General features: G+C 65.3%; 17 protein-coding genes. 11 read left to right on the top strand and 6 right to left on the bottom strand.

What is annotated here, in order from left to right; translation table 11 throughout:
* Positions 1 to 245 precede the first annotated feature (245 nt).
* Genes FHW92_RS06350 through trpC form a run of 5 tightly spaced genes read left to right on the top strand, consistent with a single transcriptional unit; the run spans position 246 to position 6,092 of the window.
* Positions 246 to 2,171 (top strand): peptidyl-prolyl cis-trans isomerase, encoded by a 1,926-nt coding sequence (locus FHW92_RS06350; RefSeq protein WP_168602419.1) that lies wholly within the window; start codon positions 246 to 248, stop codon positions 2,169 to 2,171.
* 27 nt (positions 2,172 to 2,198) lie between these two features.
* Positions 2,199 to 3,725 (top strand): chorismate-binding protein, encoded by a 1,527-nt coding sequence (locus FHW92_RS06345; RefSeq protein WP_168602418.1) that lies wholly within the window; start codon positions 2,199 to 2,201, stop codon positions 3,723 to 3,725.
* Positions 3,722 to 4,315 (top strand): aminodeoxychorismate/anthranilate synthase component II, encoded by a 594-nt coding sequence (locus FHW92_RS06340; protein WP_168602417.1) that lies wholly within the window; start codon positions 3,722 to 3,724, stop codon positions 4,313 to 4,315. The genes FHW92_RS06345 and FHW92_RS06340 overlap by 4 nt, the downstream gene beginning before the upstream one ends.
* Positions 4,312 to 5,307 carry an anthranilate phosphoribosyltransferase gene (gene trpD / locus FHW92_RS06335; protein ID WP_168602416.1) on the top strand — a complete coding sequence of 332 codons (996 nt, stop codon included), beginning with the start codon at positions 4,312 to 4,314 and terminating at the stop codon, positions 5,305 to 5,307. Before FHW92_RS06340 ends, trpD begins: the two co-directional genes overlap by 4 nt.
* On the top strand, positions 5,304 to 6,092 hold the full coding sequence (gene trpC / locus FHW92_RS06330) for an indole-3-glycerol phosphate synthase TrpC (RefSeq protein WP_168602415.1): 789 nt from the start codon (positions 5,304 to 5,306) through the stop codon (positions 6,090 to 6,092). The genes trpD and trpC overlap by 4 nt, the downstream gene beginning before the upstream one ends.
* Here the strand turns inward: trpC and FHW92_RS06325 are convergent.
* The gene (locus FHW92_RS06325) at positions 6,089 to 6,649 is read right to left on the bottom strand and encodes an NUDIX hydrolase (RefSeq protein ID WP_168602414.1); all 561 of its coding nucleotides are present in this window, start codon (positions 6,647 to 6,649) and stop codon (positions 6,089 to 6,091) included. The genes trpC and FHW92_RS06325 overlap by 4 nt on opposite strands.
* A gap of 92 nt (positions 6,650 to 6,741) precedes the next feature.
* Here FHW92_RS06325 and moaC point away from each other — a divergent pair, with 92 nt between their 5' ends.
* From moaC to lexA, 3 genes are all read left to right on the top strand, one after another.
* Positions 6,742 to 7,215 carry a cyclic pyranopterin monophosphate synthase MoaC gene (moaC, locus tag FHW92_RS06320; protein WP_168602413.1) on the top strand — a complete coding sequence of 158 codons (474 nt, stop codon included), beginning with the start codon at positions 6,742 to 6,744 and terminating at the stop codon, positions 7,213 to 7,215.
* On the top strand, positions 7,212 to 8,417 hold the full coding sequence (glp, locus tag FHW92_RS06315; protein ID WP_168602412.1) for a gephyrin-like molybdotransferase Glp: 1,206 nt from the start codon (positions 7,212 to 7,214) through the stop codon (positions 8,415 to 8,417). The genes moaC and glp overlap by 4 nt, the downstream gene beginning before the upstream one ends.
* A gap of 66 nt (positions 8,418 to 8,483) precedes the next feature.
* Positions 8,484 to 9,167, top strand: a complete 684-nt coding sequence (gene lexA, locus FHW92_RS06310) for a transcriptional repressor LexA (protein WP_168602411.1) — start codon at positions 8,484 to 8,486, stop codon at positions 9,165 to 9,167.
* Here the strand turns inward: lexA and FHW92_RS06305 are convergent.
* Positions 9,161 to 11,263, bottom strand: a complete 2,103-nt coding sequence (locus tag FHW92_RS06305) for a ComEC/Rec2 family competence protein (protein WP_246869975.1) — start codon at positions 11,261 to 11,263, stop codon at positions 9,161 to 9,163. The two genes, lexA and FHW92_RS06305, sit on opposite strands and share 7 nt — an antisense overlap.
* 171 nt (positions 11,264 to 11,434) lie before the next feature.
* On the opposite strand from FHW92_RS06305, the gene gltX reads away from it, so the two are divergent.
* Entirely contained in the window at positions 11,435 to 12,889 is a 1,455-nt protein-coding gene (gene gltX, locus FHW92_RS06300) for a glutamate--tRNA ligase (RefSeq protein WP_168602409.1), read from the top strand.
* A gap of 36 nt (positions 12,890 to 12,925) precedes the next feature.
* Positions 12,926 to 14,209, top strand: a complete 1,284-nt coding sequence (gene gltA, locus FHW92_RS06295; protein ID WP_168602408.1) for a citrate synthase — start codon at positions 12,926 to 12,928, stop codon at positions 14,207 to 14,209.
* Between the two features lie 316 nt (positions 14,210 to 14,525).
* Here gltA and FHW92_RS06290 read toward each other — a convergent pair whose 3' ends face one another.
* The 4 genes from FHW92_RS06290 to FHW92_RS06275 form a co-directional block, all read right to left on the bottom strand.
* Positions 14,526 to 15,893, bottom strand: a complete 1,368-nt coding sequence (locus FHW92_RS06290; RefSeq protein ID WP_168602407.1) for a HAMP domain-containing sensor histidine kinase — start codon at positions 15,891 to 15,893, stop codon at positions 14,526 to 14,528.
* Positions 15,890 to 16,822 (bottom strand): hypothetical protein, encoded by a 933-nt coding sequence (locus FHW92_RS06285; RefSeq protein WP_168602406.1) that lies wholly within the window; start codon positions 16,820 to 16,822, stop codon positions 15,890 to 15,892. The genes FHW92_RS06290 and FHW92_RS06285 overlap by 4 nt, the downstream gene beginning before the upstream one ends.
* Positions 16,823 to 16,858: 36 nt before the next feature.
* Entirely contained in the window at positions 16,859 to 18,094 is a 1,236-nt protein-coding gene (locus FHW92_RS06280) for a hypothetical protein (RefSeq protein WP_168602405.1), read from the bottom strand.
* A gap of 108 nt (positions 18,095 to 18,202) precedes the next feature.
* Positions 18,203 to 18,505 carry an Hpt domain-containing protein gene (locus FHW92_RS06275; protein ID WP_168602404.1) on the bottom strand — a complete coding sequence of 101 codons (303 nt, stop codon included), beginning with the start codon at positions 18,503 to 18,505 and terminating at the stop codon, positions 18,203 to 18,205.
* Between the two features lie 71 nt (positions 18,506 to 18,576).
* Here FHW92_RS06275 and FHW92_RS06270 point away from each other — a divergent pair, with 71 nt between their 5' ends.
* On the top strand, positions 18,577 to 20,928 hold the full coding sequence (locus FHW92_RS06270) for an ATPase (RefSeq protein WP_168602403.1): 2,352 nt from the start codon (positions 18,577 to 18,579) through the stop codon (positions 20,926 to 20,928).
* Positions 20,929 to 20,936: the final 8 nt, after the last annotated feature.

Below are 20,936 nucleotides of genomic sequence, written 5' to 3'. Positions count from 1 at the left end.
CCGTCACAGGCCGCAAGCCGCCACGCTTCCCCAGCATGCGTATGCGCGCCTAGGGCAAGGAGGCGCCGCTTGTCAAAAGGCGCGTGGTCGACAACCCACCGAAAAGACGCAAACGCAGCATAAGGGCACCACAAATTTGCGCGATGGCGCCGCTTGCGGGATCCGGCCAAGCCGCCTAAAGCCGCCTGCTGATGGTTTTGACGGCGCGCGCCTTTTTGGCGGGGCCGCGGTGACGGGTTGGTTTGATGCTGCAAGTGTTCCGCAAGTTCTTCCACTCCTCGGTGGGCGTGTTCGCCGCGCTGGGGTTGATCGTGATGCTGGCCATGGCGTTTGCCGCGGGCGATGTGTCGAACATGATCTCATCGGGCAGCATCACCGGGGGCGACCGCGTGGCCAAGGTCGACGGCACCGCCATCGGCACCGCGCAATTGACCAAGCAGATGCAGCAGGCCGTGGAAATCACTCGCCAGCAGCAGCCCGGCGTCACCATGAAGAGCTTTCTGGCCGAAGGCGGGCTCGATCTGGTGCTGGACCAGATGATCGACGGCGAGGCCCAGATGGCCTTTGGCCGCAAGGTCGGCATCGTTGCGGGCAAGCGTCTGGTCGACAGCGAACTCGCCAAGATCCCGGCGTTTCAGGGCGCAGGCGGCAAGTTCGATCAAAACGCCTATCTCTCGGTTCTGGCCCAGCGCCAGATGAACGATGCCGATGTGCGCGACAGTTTCGCGCGCGATCTGGTCTCGCGCCAGTTGCTGGCTCCGGCGCAGTTCGGCGCCGCCCTGCCCCAGAGCGCGGTGGTGCAATATGCCTCGCTGCTCAAGGAACATCGCGCCGGTTCGGCCGCCATGCTGCCCTCGGCCGCCTTTGCGCCCAAGGGCCTGCCCACGCAGGCCGAAGTGACCGCGTGGTACAACAACCACAAGGCCGCCTACACCGTGCCGGAACGCCGCGTGATTCGTTACGCCCGCTTCGACGAATCGGTCATCAAGCAGTCCTCGGCCCCCACCGACGCCGAAGTGGCTGCCCGCTTCAAGGCCAATGCCGCCCAGTATGGCGCCAGCGAAACCCGCAAGGTGTCGCAGGTCATCGTCATCAGCGAGAGCATGGCCAAGGACATTGCCACCGCCGTTGCCAAGGGCGAAAGCCTTGAGGCCGCCGCCAAGGCCAAGGGCCTTTCGGTCGCCTCGCTGGGCGCGGTCAGCAAGGCCGACCTGACGATCAAGAGCAGCGCCGCCGTGGCCGAGGCCGCCTATGCCGCCAAGGCCGGGGCCATCGCTGGCCCGGTCAAGGGCGCGCTGGGCTGGGCGCTGGTGCGCGTGGATGCTATCGACGCCAAACCTGTGCGCACGCTGGAGCAGGTGAAGGGTGAGATCACCGCCGCCCTGACCGAGGAAAAGCGCAAGGCCGCGCTGGCTGCTCTCACCGAAAAGGTGAACGATGATTTCGGCAAGGGCGGCGCGCTGTCCGATACCGCCAAGGAACTGGGCCTGACCATGGCCGAAACCCCGCTGCTGACGGCCAAGACGCCCGCTGGCATGGGGCTTCCGGCCGAACTGGCCTCGATCCTGCCCGCCGCCTTTGGCATGGACCACGAAGGCCAGCCTCAGATCAGCGAACTGGTCGCGGGCAAGAGCTTTGTGATCTTTGACGTGACCAAGATCGTGCCCGCCGCCCCTGCCCCGCTTGACCAGATCAGCGCGCAGGTGATGGCCGACATCCAGCTTGAAAAGGGCTCGGTCGCCGCGCGCGCCGCCGCCATGAAGCTGCTGGCAGCAGGCAAGAAGGGTGGCGATCTGGCCGCGGAAGTGGCCAAGCTGGGCGTGGCCCTGCCCCCGGTGCAGCAGATGAATCTGGGCCGCGAGGAAATCATGTCGCGCGGCGGCCAGATCCCGCCCGCCGTTGCGCTGTTCTTCGGCATGGCGCCCGGCACGACAAAGCTGATCCCGATTGCGGGCAACAAGGGCTTTATGGCCGTGCAGCTGAAAACCATCACGCCGGGCGCCGTGGCCGCCAATGATCCGCTGGTCGGGCAGGTCAAGGGCGAGCTGGGCAATCTGGCGGCGCGCGAACAGGCCGAAAGCCTGCGCCGCGCGATCCGCACCGAAGTCAAGGTGGAGCGCAACGAAAGCACCATCAAGACCGTCGCCGGCCAGCTTGCCAGCGGCAACTGACGTTCAATCCCAAAAAGCGAAAGACCAATGACCGACAACACCCATCGCCCAGAAAACTGGGACGCCGCCCTTTCCTTGCTGTCTGGCGGGAATCCGGCGCTGGTGTGGCGTCGCGTCATTGCCGACACTGAGACACCCGTGGGCGCGGCGGTAAAGCTGTTCGCGGGCGAGCGGGGCGATTTCCTGCTCGAATCGGTCGAGGGCGGCGAAGTGCGCGGGCGTTACAGCCTACTGGGTCTGGCCCCCGATCTGGTGTTCCGCGCCACGGGCCATGCGGCTGAAATCAACCGCGTCTGGGCGCAGGACTGCGAGGCGTTTGAGCCTCTGGCAGGCGACGCGCTGGGCGAATTGCGCAAGCTTGTCGAAAGCTGCCGGATGGATGTGCCCGCCGCGCTGCCTCCGGCGCTGGCCTGCATCGTGGGCTATTTCGGCTATGAAACCTTTGGGCTGGTCGAAAAGCTGCCCCGTGCGCCGCAAAGCGCGCTGGAATTGCCCGACATGCTGTTTGTCCGCCCCACGGTGATCCTTGTGTTCGACCGGCTGGGCGATGAATTGTTTGCCGTCGCGCCGGTCTGGCCTTCGGATCGCGCGCCCGAAGCTGCGCTGGAAGTGGCACAGGAGCGCATTGATGACGCCCTGCGCGCACTGGCTGCGCCCGCGCCCGAACCTGTGCGCGCCGCGCCCGACATGCCCATGCCGATGCCGACCCCGGTGATGGCGCCGGGCCGCTATGGCGAGATGGTCGAGCAGGCCAAGGCGTTCATCGAGGCGGGCGACATCTTTCAGGTCGTGCTGGCGCAGCGCTTCACCGCGCCCTTTACCCTGCCGCCGCTCTCGCTTTATCGGTCGCTGCGCCGGGTCAATCCCTCGCCCTTCCTCTATTTCCTCGACCTGCCCGGTTTTGCCGTGGTTGGGTCCAGCCCGGAAATTCTGGTGCGGGTGCGCGATGGCGAGGTGACCATCCGCCCCATCGCGGGCACGCGCCCGCGCGGCAAGACTCCGGCCGAGGACAAGGCCAATGAGATCAGCCTGCTGGAGGATCAGAAAGAGCGCGCCGAACATCTGATGCTGCTCGATCTGGGCCGCAACGATGTGGGCCGTGTGGCCGCCAAGGGCACGGTCAAGGTCACCGAAAGCTATACGATCGAGCGTTACAGCCATGTGATGCATATCGTCTCGAACGTGGTGGGCGAATTGGACACCAATCGCGCCGATGCGATTGACGCTGTGTTCGCCGGTTTCCCGGCGGGCACCGTCAGCGGTGCGCCCAAGGTCCGGGCCTGCGAGATCATCGCCGGACTGGAAGGCGAAACGCGCGGCGCTTATGCCGGGGGCGTGGGCTATTTCGGGCCGGACGGCAATCTGGACAGCTGTATCGTGCTGCGCACCGGCATCCTCAAAGATGGCGTGTTGCACGTGCAGGCGGGCGCGGGCATCGTGGCCGACAGCGATCCGGTCTATGAACAGCGCGAATGCGAACATAAATCCGGCGCCCTCTTTGCCGCCGCCCGTGAGGCGGTGCGCGTGGCGCAGGAAGCGGGGTTTGGGCAATGAATAAAAAAATCCTCGTCATCGACAATTACGACAGCTTCACCTGGAATCTGGTCCATTACATCATGGAACTGGGCGCTGAGATCGAAGTGGTGCGCAATGACGCGCTGACCGCCGCGCAGGCGATTGACAGCGGCGCGGCAGGCTTCCTGCTTTCGCCCGGCCCCTGCACGCCAAACGAGGCCGGGATCAGCCTCGATCTGGTGGGCGCGGCGGCGGATGCAGGCAAGCCCTTGCTGGGCGTATGCCTTGGCCATCAGTCGATCGGGCAATATTTCGGCGGCACGGTGCAGCGCGGCGGCCTGATGCATGGCAAGACCAGCCCGGTGACGCATGACAACAGCGGCCTGTTCGAGGGCATCCCCTCGCCCTTCATCGCCACGCGTTATCACTCGCTGATCGTGACCGACATTCCGGCCTGCCTGCATGTGAATGCGCGCAGCGACGATGGGCATGTAATGGGCTTCCGCCATGTCAGCCTGCCGATCCACGGGGTGCAGTTTCACCCCGAGAGCATCGCCACGCAACATGGCCATGCGATGCTGGCCAATTACCTGAAACTGTGCGGGATTGATGCCCGTATGCCCGCATGAACGCCCTGCCCGAAGTCTCGGCCCATCCCTTTGACGAGGGTGAGGCGCAGAGCATTTTCGGCGCGATCCTTGACCGGCAGGTGTCCGACGAAGCGATTGCCGATTTTCTCGTCGCCCTTTCGGCGCGCGGGGAAACGTCGAGCGAGATCGCGGGCGCGGCGCGGGCCATGCGTGCGCGGATGATCGCGGTCCATGCGCCCGAGGGAGCGATTGACGTGTGCGGCACCGGCGGCGATGGGCATCATACGCTCAACGTGTCCACCGCCGTATCGCTGGTGGTCGCGGCCTGCGGCGTGCCGGTGGCCAAGCATGGCAACCGGGCGGCATCATCCAAGGCGGGCGCGGCCGATACGCTGGAGGCTTTGGGCCTTAATCTGGCCCATGCCGGAGAGCGGGCGGAAAGTACGCTGGGCGAGATCGGCATCGCGTTCCTGTTTGCGCAGGCACATCATCCCAGCCTCAAGCACATCGCCCCGATCCGGCGGGCGCTGGGCACGCGCACGATCTTCAACCTGATGGGGCCGCTGGCCAATCCGGCCAATGTGCGCCATCAACTTGTGGGCATCGCGCGCCCGGCCTATGTGCCGATCTATGCCGAAGCGATCCGCCGCCTTGGCACCGAGCGCAGCTTTGTCATTTCGGGCGATGAGGGGTTGGACGAACTGAGCCTTGCAGGCGGCAATGAAGTGGCCGACGTGCGCGGCGATGGGGTGGCGATGAAGCGCGTGGTTCCTGCCGACGCTGGCCTGCCCGAATATCCGGTTGAGGCAATCAAGGGCGGCGATCCGGCCTATAATGCCGATGCTTTGCACCGCCTGCTGATGGGCGAGCATGGGGCCTACCGCGATGCGGTACTGCTGAACACTGCCGGCGCGCTGATGGTCGCGGGCGAGGTTTCGAACTGGCGCGAGGGCGCCGAAGAGGCCGCAGAGGCCATTGACAAGGGGCTGGCCAAGGGGCTGCTCGATTGCTGGATCAAGGCTTGCGAATGACCGACAAACTGACCCAAATCTGCGACACCAAGCGCGAGGAAGTCGCCGCACGCAAGCCTTTGGCCAGCATCGCTGACCTTGACGCGCGCGCCAGCGAACAGACCCCCACGCGCGGGTTTGAAGCGGCGCTGCGCGCAAAGGCCGCCGATGGCTTCGCGCTGATTGCCGAGATCAAGAAGGCCAGCCCGTCCAAGGGATTGATCCGCGCCGATTTCGATCCGCCGGCCCATGCCCGCGCCTATCAAGCGGGCGGGGCGGCCTGTCTCTCGATCCTGACCGATGCGCCCTATTTTCAGGGGCATGAGGATTACCTGATCGCGGCGCGCGCGGCTTGCGATCTGCCGGTCCTGCGCAAGGATTTCATGGTCGATCCTTGGCAGGTGGCCGAGGCCCGCGCGATTGGGGCCGATGCGATCCTCATCATCGTGGCGGCCCTGTCGGACGCCCAGATGGCCGAGATCGAACAGGCAGCCATCGAGCGGGCGATGTCGGTTCTGGTCGAGGTGCATGATGAGGAAGAGATGGCGCGCGCCGCCAATCTCCGCTCACGCCTGATCGGGGTGAACAACCGCAACCTCAAGACCTTCAAGACCGACATCGCCACTACGGAGCGCCTCGCTCCGCTGGCGCCCGAGGGGACCTTGCTGGTGGCCGAGAGCGGGATCAACACTCATGCCGACCTGCTGCGTCTGGCCCCTTGCGGGGCGCGGACTTTCCTTGTTGGGGAAAGCCTGATGCGGCAGGCCGACGTGACGGCTGCGACAAAGGCCCTGCTGGGCCTTTAACCCCAGAGTTCAGGATGGCGCAGCATCAACGCCTGCGCCAAAATCAGCGTCTTGGCGTCCTCCAGCGTACCGGCCATCACCCGGTCGCGCAGGACGTCAAGGCTGATCTCGGCCACGCTGATATGCTCATCCTCGCCATCGGCCCCGCCGCCTGCGCCCACCCGATCGGCCGCAGTATATTCGGCCAGATAGAGCATCACCCGCTCGGTCGAAACCGGCGGAATGGGCCAGATATTGGCCAGCGGTTCGAGCGCGGAAAGGCGAATGCCGCCCTCCTCCATCGCCTCCTCATGAATGCGCTCCTCCGGGCTGGCCCCATCGAGCCCGCCCGCAATCGCCTCCAGCAAGGGCGGATGGCCCGCATCCAGCACCGCCGCGCGCGGCTGGGTGATCAGCATCGCCACCCGCCGCGCCCGGTCAAAGGGGAGCACCGCCACCGCCTGGCCATTGTCGATCAGGTGGCGTTCGGCCACGGTGCCGTCGGGCATCCGCAATTCCAGCCGGGAAAAGCGATACCAGCCATCGTAGATCAGATGCCGGGCAATAATTTCGGCCATATTTCCCTATTCCCTCAAAATCTTGAAGCAGGCTTACCCCAGCTCGCACATTTCTTCGTTGCCTGATGCCTCCGCTTTGGCAAGAGAGAAGCATGAGCGAATTGACCCATCTCGATGCCCAGGGCCATGCACGCATGGTCGATGTCGGCGCCAAGGCCGAAACCGCGCGCGTAGCGATTGCCGCAGGCCGCATCCGCATGAGCGCGGCGGCACTCAGCGCGATCCGGGACGGCGATGTGCCCAAGGGCGACGTTCTGGCGGCAGCCCGCATCGCCGGGATCATGGCGGCGAAGAAAACCGCCGACCTGATCCCTTTGTGCCACCCCTTGCCGCTGCACAGCGTGAGCGTCGATTTTGCCATTGAGGAAAGCGCGATACGGGCCACGGCCACGGCCAGCCTGACCGGCAAAACCGGGGTGGAAATGGAGGCATTGACTGCTGTTTCCCTTGCGCTCCTGACCATTTACGACATGGCCAAGGCCATCGACAAGGGCATGGTGATCGAGGAAGTGCGACTGATCGAAAAGCGCGGCGGCAAATCGGGCCACTGGAAGGCCGAGGCATGAGCCGCGCGCCCCTGCCGCTGGACGAGGCGCAGGCGCGCGTCCTGGCGCTGGCCAGTCTGACGCAGGCGCAGGAGACGCCCATTGAGGCCGCGCTGGGCTGCTATCTGGCCGCGCCGCTGCTGGCCCGCCGCACGCAACCTGCCGCTGATCTGTCGGCGATGGATGGCTATGCGCTGGCGCCGGGCGATCTGGCGGGACCGTGGGATATTGTGGGCGAAAGCGCGGCGGGCCATCCCTTTGCGGGCGCGGTTCAACTCGGACAGGCGGTGCGCATTTCCACCGGTGCGCTGGTGCCCGAGGGCGCGGGCGTGGTGCTGTGTCAGGAAGACACCGCGCGCGAAGGCAATCACCTCACCCTGACCGGAACCCCGCCCAAGCCGGAGGGGCGCCACATCCGCCGCAAGGGTCTGGATTTCCGCGACGGCGACATGGTTCTGCCCGCAGGTACGCGGATCGGTGCGGCACAACTGGCGCTGGCGATTGCGGCGGGGCATGGCGCGCTCTGCGTGCGGCGGCGCCCGCGTCTGGCGATCCTCGACAGCGGGGATGAGCTGATCGCAACGGGCCTTCCCTGCCCGCCCGACCGCCTGCCTGCCAGCAATGGCGCGATGCTGGGGGCGATGGTGGCCGGACTGGCCGGGGAAGTGCTGCGTCTGGGGCCGGTGGCCGATGATCTGGACGCGTTGGACGCGGCGCTGGCGCGCGCGGGCGATGCCGATGTGATTGTGACCAGCGGCGGGGCCTCGGTCGGCGATCATGACCTGATCCAGCCCGCACTGGCCCGCTGGGGCGCGCGGGTCGATTTCTGGAAAGTGGCGATCCGACCGGGCAAACCCTTGCTGGTGGCCACGCGCGGGGCGCAGGTGGTGATCGGCCTGCCGGGCAATCCGGTGTCGAGTTTTGTCACCGCCCATCTGTTCCTGCTGCCGCTGCTGCGCGCGATGCAGGGCGCGGGCGATCCCCTGCCCCGCACGGCGATGGCGCATTTGACCGAGCCTCTGGGGCCGGGCGTGGACCGGCGCGAGTTCATTCGCGGGTGGTGGGACGGGCGCAATGTGATGCCGCGCCCGATGCGCGATTCCTCGGCTTTGGCGGCCATGGCGGCCAGCAATTGCCTGATCGAACATGACGCCCATGCTCCCGCGATGGCGGCGGGCGACGCGGTGCGCATCCATTTGATCGAAAATGGCGGAAGCGCTTGACGAAAGGGTAATGGTTGCGTAATTGTTCCGCAATTGTTCACGCAACACCCCCGTTGGGAGGTTTCTATGCTCACCCGCAAACAGCACGAATTGCTGCGCTTCATCCAATCCAGCCTCGAAGAGTCCGGCGTCTCGCCCAGCTTCGAGGAAATGAAGGAAGCGCTGGATCTGAAGTCGAAATCGGGGGTGCATCGGCTGATCTCCGCGTTGGAGGAACGCGGCTTTATCCGCCGCCTGCCCAACCGCGCCCGCGCGCTGGAGGTTTTGCGCCAGCCTGAGGATGTGACGCCGCCGGTGGCGGCCAAGCCTGCCGCCCCGAAAAAGCCGGTTGAACTGGCCAGGCCCGCAGCGCCCGCGCCCGCCAATGATGTGATTGAAATCCCCCTGCATGGGCGGATCGCGGCGGGCGTGCCGATCGAGGCGATGGAAGGGCAGACAATGCTGCCGGTGCCTGCTGCGCTGCTGGGCGCGGGCGATCACTATGCGCTTGAGGTGTCGGGCGATTCCATGGTCGAGGCGGGCATTCTTGACGGCGATCTGGCGCTGATCCGCAAGACCGATATCGCGCGTGAGGGCGAGATCGTCGTCGCGCTGGTGCGCGGCGAGGAAGCGACGCTCAAATATCTGCGGCGTGAACGCGGCATGGTGCGGCTCGATCCGGCCAATGCGGCCTATGATCCGCAATATTATCAGCCCGGCGAGGTTCAGGTGCAGGGCAAGCTGGCCGGATTGCTCCGCCGCTATCACTGATCCAGCAATGTGACGGGAGGGGGCTCGATGGCCCCCTCCTGCGGTTTCAGACTGGGCGCGCGCCACCATGGATGCTGGCCCTGACTTTGCGCCACGGTGACGATCCGCCCCTGCGCCAGATAAAGCGCGAAGCCGCCGGTGCGATAGAGCAAAGGCTCATCGGCCCTCAGCAAGCGGGGGCGGCACGAAGGCGAAAGCGCCACCCGCGATACGACAATATCGACATAGGCGCAGGCCGCCGCCATCGCCCGCTCCTCCACCATACCGCCGCCCCGCGCCGCCAGAATGCGCCAGTCACGGCCGCCCTGCCGGATGGTGATGCGGCAAAAGCTCTCGTTGCATTCCGCGCCGCGCCATTGTTCGATGGGCATGGCCTCGCCGCTGGCGCCCATCGCCTCCTGCATCATGTCGCGGGCATAGGTGGAGCGGCCCTGTCCCAATATCAGCAATTGGCGGCTTTGCGGGTCGATCATGCCGAATTGGTGCCCATCGCCGGTGATGACCATATCGGGCGGCGTCAATAGCGCCAGCCACAGACATCCCACCACCGCCGGAACCAGCCCGAAGAGCCGCACATTGCCCCGCCAAAGCGCCAGCCACAGCATCCCCAGCACTATCAAACCATAGGCCCAGCCGCCCATCACCGGCAATTGCGCCACCGCATCGGGCCGCGCCGCCACCCATCGCGCCAGCGCCAGCAGCAGATCAAGCGACCAGCCGCACAGATGCCAGAAGGGCGCCCCCGCCCCGACCAGATCGAAGGCCAAGCCCGCCCCGATCAACGGCATGGAGACAAAGGTGGTCAATGGGATGGCGACCAGATTGGCCAGCGAGCCATAAATGCCCGCACGATGGAAATGGAAAAAGGCCACCGGCATGAGGGCCAGTTCGATCACCAGCCCGGTCAGCAACAGCATCGCCAGATCGCGCCCCAGCCGGATCCACCAGCCTTCATGACGCCGGGCGAGAAAGGCCCGTACCGGCGCGGCCTCATGCAGGGCCACAATCGCCAGCACCGAGCCGAAACTCATCTGGAAACTCGGCCCCACCACCGCCTCGGGCCAGAGCAGCATGACGAAACCGGCCGCCAGCGCCAGCAAACGCACCGAAAAGGGCCGCCGCCCCGCCGCCATCGCCGCCAGAGCCAGCAGCGCGCCAAGGCAGGAACGCACCGTCGGCACCTCCGCCCCGGTCAGCAGCGTGTAGCCGACCGCCGCCAGCACGCCCATCCCGCTGGCCAGCACGGGGAGGCGGACCCGTAACACCAGCCATGGCCACAGGGCCAGCAGGCGCAACGCGAGAAAATAGGTCGCGGCCACCACCGCGCTGACATGCAGGCCGGAGACGGACAGGAGATGCGTCAGGCCCGCGTCGCGCATCGCGGCTTCGTCGGCAGGTGTGATGCCTCCGCGTTCGCCGCTGGCAAAGGCCGCCGCCATGCCGCCCGCCGATCCCGGCACCGCCGCGCGCACATGAGCCGCCAGCGCATGGCGCCACGGCGCAAGGCCCGACTCGGCACCCTGCGACTCGACCTGAACTGGCCCCAAAGCGCTGCCCGTGGCGGCCAGACCGTCAAACCACGCCGCGCGGGCAAAGTCATAGCCCCCCGGCAGGCGCGGCGGCGCCGGAGGGAACAGCCGCGCGCGCAACCGGATCACCGCACCTTCGCGCGCGCCGGACGCCAAATCATTGGGCTTCAAAGAGATCCGTGCCTTGATCGCCCGATCCGCGCCCGGCAGGCGCAGGCCAACCACCAGCCGAATCCGCGACTGGGCGGTCAATTCCTGTCGCTCGAGCACCACGGCGCGCAGATCGAGTGCCAACGGGCCGGGAATCGCGGGCGCGCCGACCAAGGTCGACTTGCCCCAGACCAGACCGCAACCCAGCGCGACCGACAAAGAGAGCGACAAAATCGCCCGAGGCAGGCACACCAAATCGCCACCCCGGCGCAGAACCAGACCGGCCGCGACCGACGCCAATAAACACAATGTTATCAGATATATCCATTGCCTGACGTCAGCCAGAACAAACCACCCCGCCACACCCGCCGCCATGCCCACGGCCAGCCATGGCGCGAGGGTCGGCCCAGCGTTCAACAGAAAATGCTCTAAGACCAAAGCAAAACTTGCCAAGCGCGCGCGGCTGCGCCAAGGGCCATGTTGCGTTGCAGCGCTATCCCCCCCCAAAGAGGCGGGACGCTCTGCCGATTGGGTGTTGCTGTGGGTCGCTGGAACCATGGGCCCTTATAGGACAGAAAGGACAAGGGAATGACAAGTTCGGGGTTGGCTGGCAGCAATAGCACCGGCAAACGCCCTGTTGTCACCCGTTTTGCGCCTTCTCCCACAGGTTTTCTGCATATTGGCGGCGCGCGCACGGCTCTGTTCAACTGGCTCTATGCCCGTGCGACCGGCGGCCAATATCTGCTGCGTATCGAGGATACCGACCGCGCGCGTTCGACTGATGCCGCCATTGACGCGATCTTTGATGGTCTGCGCTGGCTGGGCCTTGATGGCGATCAGCCTGCGGTGATGCAATTCGAACGCTCGCCCCGCCATGCCGAGGTGGCGCATAAACTGCTCGACGCGGGCCATGCCTATCGCTGCTATCTGACGCAGGAAGAACTGACCGCAATGCGCGAGGCGGCGCAGGCCGAAAAGCGGCCCTTCCGCATTCAGTCGCCCTGGCGCGACGCCACGCCCGATCAATGGCCCGAGGGTCAGCCCTATGTGGTGCGCATGAAGGCGCCCCGTGAAGGCGCGACCGTGATCGACGATCTGGTGCAGGGCAGCATCACCGTGCAGAACGTCGAGCTGGATGATTTCATCATCCTGCGCTCTGACGGCACGCCGACCTATATGCTGGCCGTGGTGGTGGACGATCACGATATGGGTGTAACCCATGTGATCCGCGGCGACGACCATATCAACAACGCCTTCCGCCAGTTGGTGATCATCCGCGCGATGGATGCCATCGAAGGCAATTGGCCCGATCCCGAATATGGCCATATCCCGCTGATCCATGGCGCGGACGGAGCGAAACTGTCCAAGCGCCATGGCGCACTGGGCGTGGATGCCTATCGCGACGACATGGGCCTGCTGCCCGAGGCCGTGCTCAACTATCTGATGCGTCTTGGCTGGGGTCATGGGGATGAGGAAATCATTTCGATCGCGCAGGCCATCGAATGGTTCGACATCAAGGATGTGAACAAGGGCGCCTCGCGTTTCGACTTTGCCAAGCTGGCCAATCTCAATGGTCATTACCTGCGCGAAGCCGATGATGCGCGTCTGGCCGAACTGGTGGCTGCGCGGATCACAGATCTGCCGGTTGACCTCGACCTGCTGGCCCGCGCCATGCCGGTGTTGAAGGTGCGCGCCAAGGATCTCAATGAGTTGGCAGGCGCCGCGCGCTTCCTGTTCGTGTCGCGCCCGTTGGCGCTGGAGGAAAAGGCCGCCGCGCTGCTGACCGAAGAAGCGCGCGCCATTCTCCAAAAAATACACGCAACGCTGTTGCAGGAAACGCACTGGACAATCGAGGCCCTGGAGGCCACGGTCAAATCACTGGCCGGCGAGCTTGGGCTCGGTCTTGGTAAACTGGCGCAACCGCTTCGCGCGGCGCTGACCGGGCAAACCACGTCTCCGGGCATTTTCGACGTTTTGATCCTACTTGGGCGAGAGGAAAGCCTCGCGCGCATCGCGGAGCAAATGGAAACCACAAACATTTGAGCCCATATTTAGAGCCAAAGTACAAGGAGTGTTGCGGTGGGTGATACGGCAAAGTTCATCGTCGAGGGCAAGGAAGTTGAATCTCCGATCCTGAAGGGCAGCGTGGGTCCGGATGTTATCGACATCCGCAAGCTCTATGCCCAGACTGGCGCATTCACCTATGACCCCGGCTTCACTTCGACGGCATCGTGCGAAAGCGCGCTGACCTATATCGACGGCGACGAGGGTGTGCTGCTGCATCGCGGCTATCCGATCGGTCAACTGGCCGAAAATTCGTCCTTCATGGAGGTCTGCTACCTCCTGCTGAACGGCGAACTGCCCAGCGCCGCCGAACTGGACGGCTTTACGCGCACGATCACGCGCCACACGATGGTGCATGAGCAGCTTTCCAGCTTCTTCAAAGGCTTCCGCCGCGACGCCCACCCGATGGCCATCATGGTCGGCGTGGTCGGCGCGCTCTCGGCCTTCTATCATGACAGCACGGACATCTCCGATCCGGTGCAGCGCCGCATTTCGGCCCACCGCCTGATCGCCAAGATCCCGACGATTGCCGCCATGGCCTACAAGTATTCGGTGGGTCAGCCCTTTGTCTATCCCGACAACAAGCTGTCCTATGCCGGCAACTTCCTGCGCATGACCTTTGGCGTTCCGGCCGAAGAATATGAAGTTGTGCCCGCCGTCGAAAAGGCAATGGACCGCATCTTTATCCTGCACGCCGACCACGAGCAGAACGCCTCGACCTCGACCGTGCGTCTGGCAGGGTCCTCGGGCGCCAACCCGTTTGCCTGCGTTGCCGCCGGTATCGCCTGCCTGTGGGGCCCTGCCCATGGCGGCGCGAACGAAGCCTGCCTCAATATGCTGCGCGAAATCGGCACGCCCGACAAGATCCCGCACTATATCGAACGCGCCAAGGACAAGAACGATCCGTTCCGTCTGATGGGCTTCGGTCACCGCGTGTACAAGAACCGCGACCCGCGCGCGACCGTGATGCAGAAGACCGTGCGCGAAGTGTTCGAAGCACTCAACGTTCAGGATCCGCTGTTCGAAACCGCGCTGCGCCTTGAAGAGATCGCGCTGAACGATCCCTACTTCATCGAAAAGAAGCTGTTCCCCAACGTCGACTTCTATTCGGGCATCATCCTGTCGGCCATCGGCTTCCCCACCACCATGTTCACCGTGCTTTTCGCTCTGGCGCGCACCGTGGGCTGGGTGGCCCAGTGGAACGAAATGATCGAAGATCCCAGCCAGAAGATCGGCCGCCCGCGCCAGCTCTACACCGGCCCGACGCAGCGCGATTACGTGCCCGTTGGCCAGCGTTAAGCCTTAAGGCTCGACCATTCAGGAACGCGGGGGAAGGGAAACTTTCCCCCGCGTTTTTGTTCGGGGTTTGGGTATTGAGAAAGGGGTTGAATGCGAGGGTCTAGACCCTCGCGCTCCCATTACTGTCGGCGTTGCGTATCAGGATCGGCGTTTTGTGTCGGACGCGGCGTTGGAAAAATGGAAGCCTGCGGCGCCTATCATCTGCGCCGCAGGCTTTAATGATTACGGCACAACGGCCTCAAACCAACCCAAAATTAACGGGATTGCAAAGGGCCCCCGCCCTTTGCCCGCCGGAGGCACTCTTACCTTAAAACCCCTACCCCTGCGGCAATTCCAGCACAAACCGCGCGCCCTGCCCTTCATGCCCCTCAACGCTCAATTCGCCCCCCATCGCCCGCGCCAGACGCCGCGAGATATAGAGCCCCAGCCCCGATCCGCCATCCCCGCTGCGCCCCAGCCGTTCGAACTTGTCGAACACGCGGGCGGCGTCCTGCGGCGAAAGGCCCGGCCCCTGATCCGCGATGGTGATCCGCGCGCGCCCCGCGCCAGCGGTCAGCAGCACCGAGATGGCCGAGTTTTCCGGGCTGTAACGGATGGCATTGCCGATCAGATTGAGCAGCACCTGAAGCACCCGGCGAAATTCGCCCACCGCGCCCAGATGCATGGTTTCGTCCGGCGCATGGATGGTGATGTTCTTTTCCCGCGCCCGCACGCCCAGAATCCCCGCCGCCCGCCGCGCCACATCGGCCAGGTCAATGCGGTCCGCCGCGGGGGCAAAACCTTCCGCCTCGATGATCTCCATATCGGAAAGATCCTCGATCAACGTCAGCAGATGCTGCCCCGCCGCCGCGATATCGCCCGCATAACCGGCATATTCCTCGGTCAGCGGACCCGCGCGGCGGGTGCGGATGGTTTCGGCATTGGCGATAATCCGCGCGATGGGCTGGCGCAGAACAGGCGCCATTTCCCGGCCGATCACCGAACTGGCCTTGCTTGGCGGGCTGGGAGCAGGAGCCGCTGGTTCGACCGGTTCCGGCAAAGGCTGATCGCTGGTCAGGCACAGGTCGAAACCGAGCGTTTCACCCTCCGGCCCGGTTTGCGGCAGGATCGTCGCGCGCCACACGCGCTGCGATCCGGGCACCACGACGGCCGCACCATCCAGCAGACGCCAATGCAAAGGCTGGCGCAACCCGCTGCCGGGCAATTCGACAAAATCGGTCCATGGCCGCCCCAGCCCGCCGCGCATCGCCTGCGCCACCTGCGCCAGATCACCGGCCGAAGCATCGACCGTCATCAGACGCTGGCCCGGATCGAGCCGCGCGGTCAATTCGGCCAATGCCCTGTCAATTTCCACACGCCGCCGGTTGGCCAGATCAGCCGGTTCGGGCGGCAGACTGCTCGCCTGCCAATGGCGCAGGATGATCAGGCAACCGCCCTCCTGCGGGGTCACTTCGATCCATGCTCGGATGGTTTCCTGTCCATCCTGCGCGATGATCGGCCGCGCCAGTTTCAGGCCAAAGCCGCGCGCCTTGCTCACCAGTTCGCGCAGTTCCGGCACGGCAATCGCGCCCGGAATCGTTCCCCCACAGCGGATCTGCAGCGCCGAAAGCGGTTCGTCTGCCCTTAGCAGCCGATCCTCACCATCGCTTTGCGCCTCAACCTGAATGCGCTCGGGCGCGCTCATGCAAGCCGCCCCAAAGCCTGCGCCGCCTCGACAAGCAATTCGCCCGCGCGCTCAACGCTGAGCCGCGCCAGACCGTCGGGGCGGATCGTCTGCGGATGGAGGATGAGCAGATTTTCTTCAATCACGCCCAGTTTAGCCCCGCCCGCGCGCAGCGACACCGACAAGCGCGCCTGTTGCCCGTCACGCATCGAGAGCAGCACCGATTCGCGGACTCCATCACCCGCCAAAGCCAGCGCAGAGGCGAACATCGCCACCCCGCCATGTGCCAGAGCCAACGCCGCCACCGACCCTGCGCCCATTGCCGCCACCAGCCGCGCCAACAGGCCAAGGCGAGTCGACGCCTCGTCATAATGTTCGCGCAGGGCCTGCGCCGCCCGGGCGGCAGCCTCGCCATCATCCTCGACGGCAACATGCAGCGCGACCAGAACGCCATGCAGCAATTCGGCGGGCAGCTCGCTCAGGGGCAACTGCATCCGCCGCTGATTTTGGGCAAACCGGGCCTGCGCGGCCAGCAATTTCATGCCACGCGCCGATGTTTCCGCCTCGCTCGATGCAATAAGCGCCTGCAACAAAGGCGAAACCACCGGATCGACCCCCAGCCGGTCGGCCAGACGCTGGGTCATTTGCCATTCCAGCGCCAGCGCGTGAAGATGGGCCAGCAGGCCGGGAACCTCGGGCAATTGCTCCATCAGCATGTCGATAATGCCGCCGCGCCCGCCCGCATCGACCAGCGCATATTCCAACTGATTCGCCAGATCGTCTAGCATCGCACGCAGCCGCGCCAGCACATCGTCGCCAAACAGGCCCTGATCGCCGCAGACCAGCAAATGCCGCAAAACCGGCACCACCGACCCCACCACAGCATCGCCCCGCGCCAGTTGCAGGCGCAGCGAGGAATCACTCGAATCCCTGCCAGGAGCTTCAGACATACGGTCGGTCATGTGCCCACTATAGTGGACAGGGAGTTAAGTTGGCGTTAGCCGATTTTGCCTTCCGGCCATAATTATGCCGCCCAGCAGCAGCGCAACCGCCAAAACCGCCACCCCATTACGCAACAAACCGAGAAGCGATAGCAGCGAAAGGACCAGCGCCAGCAGCGCCCGATCCTCCATCCACGCCGCCTTGCGACTCGCCACCACCGCCGGCACCAGCCGGATCAGCCCCAGCAGCATCAGCGGCGCAAACAGGCCCGCGACATAGCCCCGTTCGCCATGGGCCAGCCCCAGCAGAGCGAGTAAAACGCCATCGACAATCCAGCGATAGGTGACCGCAGGAGCCATACGCGGCCGGGGCAAACGCAGCGAACGCCGCTCAAAACGGCCAAACATCGAGGCACAGGCAAAGCCCAGCCACGCCAGCGCCACCAGCATCAGCCCCAGCGTCAAGGCACCAAAGCCCCCCGCCACCAGCCCCAGCGCGGCCAGCACGCCCGCCGCCATGGCCACCACCGTTCCGCCCGACCCGGCCTCAAGCAAGGCAGGTCCGGCCAGACGCACCACCTGTCCCGCAAGCCATTCGGAGGGTTGCAGCGGGCCATCCTCGAACAAATGATGACTGATCCAGTCCGGCTCTACCGCCTGAATTTCGCGTTCGTTGTGGAGCAGATTCCACCGCCCCTGCGCGATTACCTCGTCGGGCACCGAACGCTGGGGCACACCGCCCTGCAAGGCGATTCGCTGAAGGCAGGCGAAGGGTTCAACATCGCCCGGCAATTCGGACAAACGCTCGACCAGACGGCCGGGAAAGCGCATCGCCCCGGCCGAGGCATAGTTGAAATCGAGCCGCTCGAAACCGGCGGCCACCCCCTGTTCGACCGGCTGCACCAGCACGGTAGGCGTCGCCAGCAACTCCTGCGCCAGATCCGGCCATGCCAACACGCCATCGCCCAGCGCGATCACCTCGTCCTGCGCGCTGACCAGCCCCATAATGCCATGCGCGCCGGTGACGCGGTGGAACAGCGCCCCTGCACTTTCGGCGGCATGTTGCAAAGGCAGCAGCCCGTCGAGCCCGCCCGGCGCCACCACGATCACCCGGTCACATCCCAAAGAAAGCGCAATGGCCAATTGATGCCGCGCCAGCGTATGCCCGCCCAGCCGCATCAATCCGCGCGGCGCAATGAGGGACGCGCCGCCGGGGACGCCGCCTGCACCGCCACCATCGCCAGTGACGGGCGCGATCAGGGATAAAAGCGCAACGCGCAAAACATTCTCCGGAAATGCCAATCTGGCCGAACCGGGCGGGTTGTAATCAAGGCCAACGATTATGCCAAGCAGCGATACGCAACCGACACCCGAATGCGCACGGCAGGGTCAACCCAGCGGAAATTCATCCAGAAAAGCCTGCAACTGGCGCAGCACCACCGGATCGCCCGGCGCGCCATCCAGCGCCTGATCGGCCAGAGCGATCAGCGGCCAGACCTGAAAACTGGCGGCAAGGCCCTTGAGCCGCATCGCGGCAACTTCCCAATTGCCGTCGCAGCGCGCGCGGCGCAGCAGGTCGATCTGTCGCGCAAGGCTTTCATGAAAGCTCGCGCGCAATTCGCGCATCAATACCGGATCGTCGCCGGCGGCGGCGGCGAGGGTCGCGTCAAGGGCACCTGCTTCATAAGCCATGGGATGCACACTACGCCGCAGAAGTTAAAGCAGTGTTTCCCCAAACGCGGCTTGTGCGCTATCAAGGAAGGATGGCGAGCGGAACACCCATCTACAGCATCGAGGCCCAGCTATCTTCCGAGGAAGAAGTGAATAAGGGCATACCCTTAGACGCGCTGACCGGAGGCGAGGAAGAGGCCGGCTGGGATGAGGGCGGGCCTGCGCCGCGCCGGATGCCCGAATGGCTGCCTCCCGTGGTGGCGCTGGTTTTGGCGGCGGGTTGGAGCGCGCTGTTTGCCGCCGGTCAGGCCGTGGCCATAGCGACGGCGCGCACGCCTGAGGCGTGGAGCGCGCTGGCGCTGCAATGGTCGCCCCCGGTGCTGCTGATCGCGCTGGTCTATCTGATCGTGCAGCGCTCGAGCCGCCGCGAGGCTGGCCGTTTTGGCGATGCCGCCGCGCTGCTGCGCCGCGAATCGCAGGCGCTGGAGGATCGTCTGACCTCGCTGAACCGCGAATTGAGTCTGGCGCGCGAATTTCTGGCGGCACAGACACGTGAGCTGGATGCGCTGGGGCGCACCGCCGTTGATCGTATCGGCCAAAGCGCCGGGCGCATCGATTCGCTGGTGCGCGACAATGCCGCGCAGGTCGAGGTGATCGGCAATGTCAGCGCCGCCGCGCTGAACAATATGGAACAATTGCGCGTCCATCTGCCCGTCATCACCAATGCGGCCAAGGATGTGACCAGCAATATCGGCAATGCGGGCCGAATCGCCCATGCCCATCTTCAGGACATGGTCAAAGGTCTGGAACGTTTGCAGGATTTTGGCCAGTCGAGCGAATTGCAGGTGGCGGCCCTGCGCGAGCGGATCGAGAGCGGGCTGGCTGCGCTGGAGAGCCGGACGCAGCAGTTGGACGCGGTGATCACCGGGCGCTTCGACGCGCTGGAGGCCCGCTCGACCGGCTTTGCGCTGGATCTGGAACGGCATGAGGCCGAGGCCCGCGACACGCTGCAACGGCGCGCGGCCGCGATGGGCGATGAAATTGCTGCCACCCGCGCCCGGCTGGATCAGGATGAGGCCGAGGCGTTGACCTCGCTGCGCGCCCGCCTGTCGGCCCTGCGCGATGAGGCGGCGACGATCGGCCGTTCCTTGCGTGAGAATGAGGCCGTGGCGCTGGGCGACTGGCAGGCGGCGACGGCGCGCCTGACCAATGATCTGTCGCGCATCGACCGCGAATTGGCGCAGCGCCATGATGCAGCCATTGAGCGCGCGGGCAAGCTGGGCGTGATGAGCGAGGCCACAAGCCTGCGTCTGGCGCAGGCCGAGGCGCGGCTGGAGGCGATTGCCGCAGCCGATGTGGCGGTGTCGGGCGCGATGGAGCAGCGGATTGAAGGGCTGGAACGGCGTCTGGGCGAGACCGACAGGAGTCTGGAAAAGCTGACAGCATCGAGTGTGCGCCTGCTCGAACTGATCCAATCCTCGGCGCTGCACAGCCGTGAGACGCTGCCCCCCGCTCTGGCGCAGAGCGAGGAGCAATTGGCCGGGTTTGAGGCAAGGATTCAGGCTTTGCGCGGCATTGTGGTCGAGGCGGGCGCGCAGGGCGAAATGCTGGCCCATCGGATGGATCAGGCTCAGGGTGTGGCCTTGGGCGTGGGTCATGCACTGAGCGCGCAGGATACGGCCGTCGGCCTGCTGCGCGACCATCTGGCGCAGGTGGAGAGCGAGGCCCAGCGCATCGCCAGCGACGCCCAGGGCGAATTGGGCGAGGCTATCCGCCAATTGGGCGGCAGCGTGGTGCAGACGCTGGCCCTGATCGAAAGTCAGGGCGCGGCGCATGTCACCGCGCTGGCCGATCAATTGTCGAATGAAAGCGGTGCGGCACTGGAACGCGCGATGCGCCTGAAGGCCAGCGAGATCACCGGACAGTTGGAGCAGGCCGCAGCCCATGCGTTGGGCATCAGCCGAGAGGCGGCGCATCAATTGCGCGATCAACTGCGCGAGGTGGAAAGCGTGATCGCCCATCTCGAAACCCGCGTGGCCGAGGCGCGCGACAAGGCCGAGGATCGCATGGACGGTGATTTCTCACGCCGGATGGCCATCATCACCGACACGCTGCAATCCAAGGCTGTGGACATTACGCGCGCGCTGGACACCGAAGTGGCCGACACCGCATGGGCGGCCTATCTGCGCGGCGACCGGGGCATTTTCACCCGCCGCGCGGTGCGCCTGCTCGATACGGGCGATGCGCGCCATGTGCTGCATCTCTATGAGAATGACGGCGCGTTTCAGGCCCATGTGAACCGCTACATCCATGATTTCGAGGCGATGCTGCGTCATCTGCTCTCGACGCGCGATGGCCACGCGATCACGGTGACGCTGCTGTCCTCGGATATGGGCAAGCTCTATGTCGCGCTGGCACAGGCTATCGAGCGCCTGAGAGCCTAGAGATACGC

The organism is Novosphingobium sp. SG707 (assembly GCF_012275515.1).
Taxonomy (GTDB): domain Bacteria; phylum Pseudomonadota; class Alphaproteobacteria; order Sphingomonadales; family Sphingomonadaceae; genus Novosphingobium.
The sequence above is the reverse complement of the archived record's forward strand: the minus strand, read 5'-3'. Positions and strand labels throughout refer to the sequence as shown.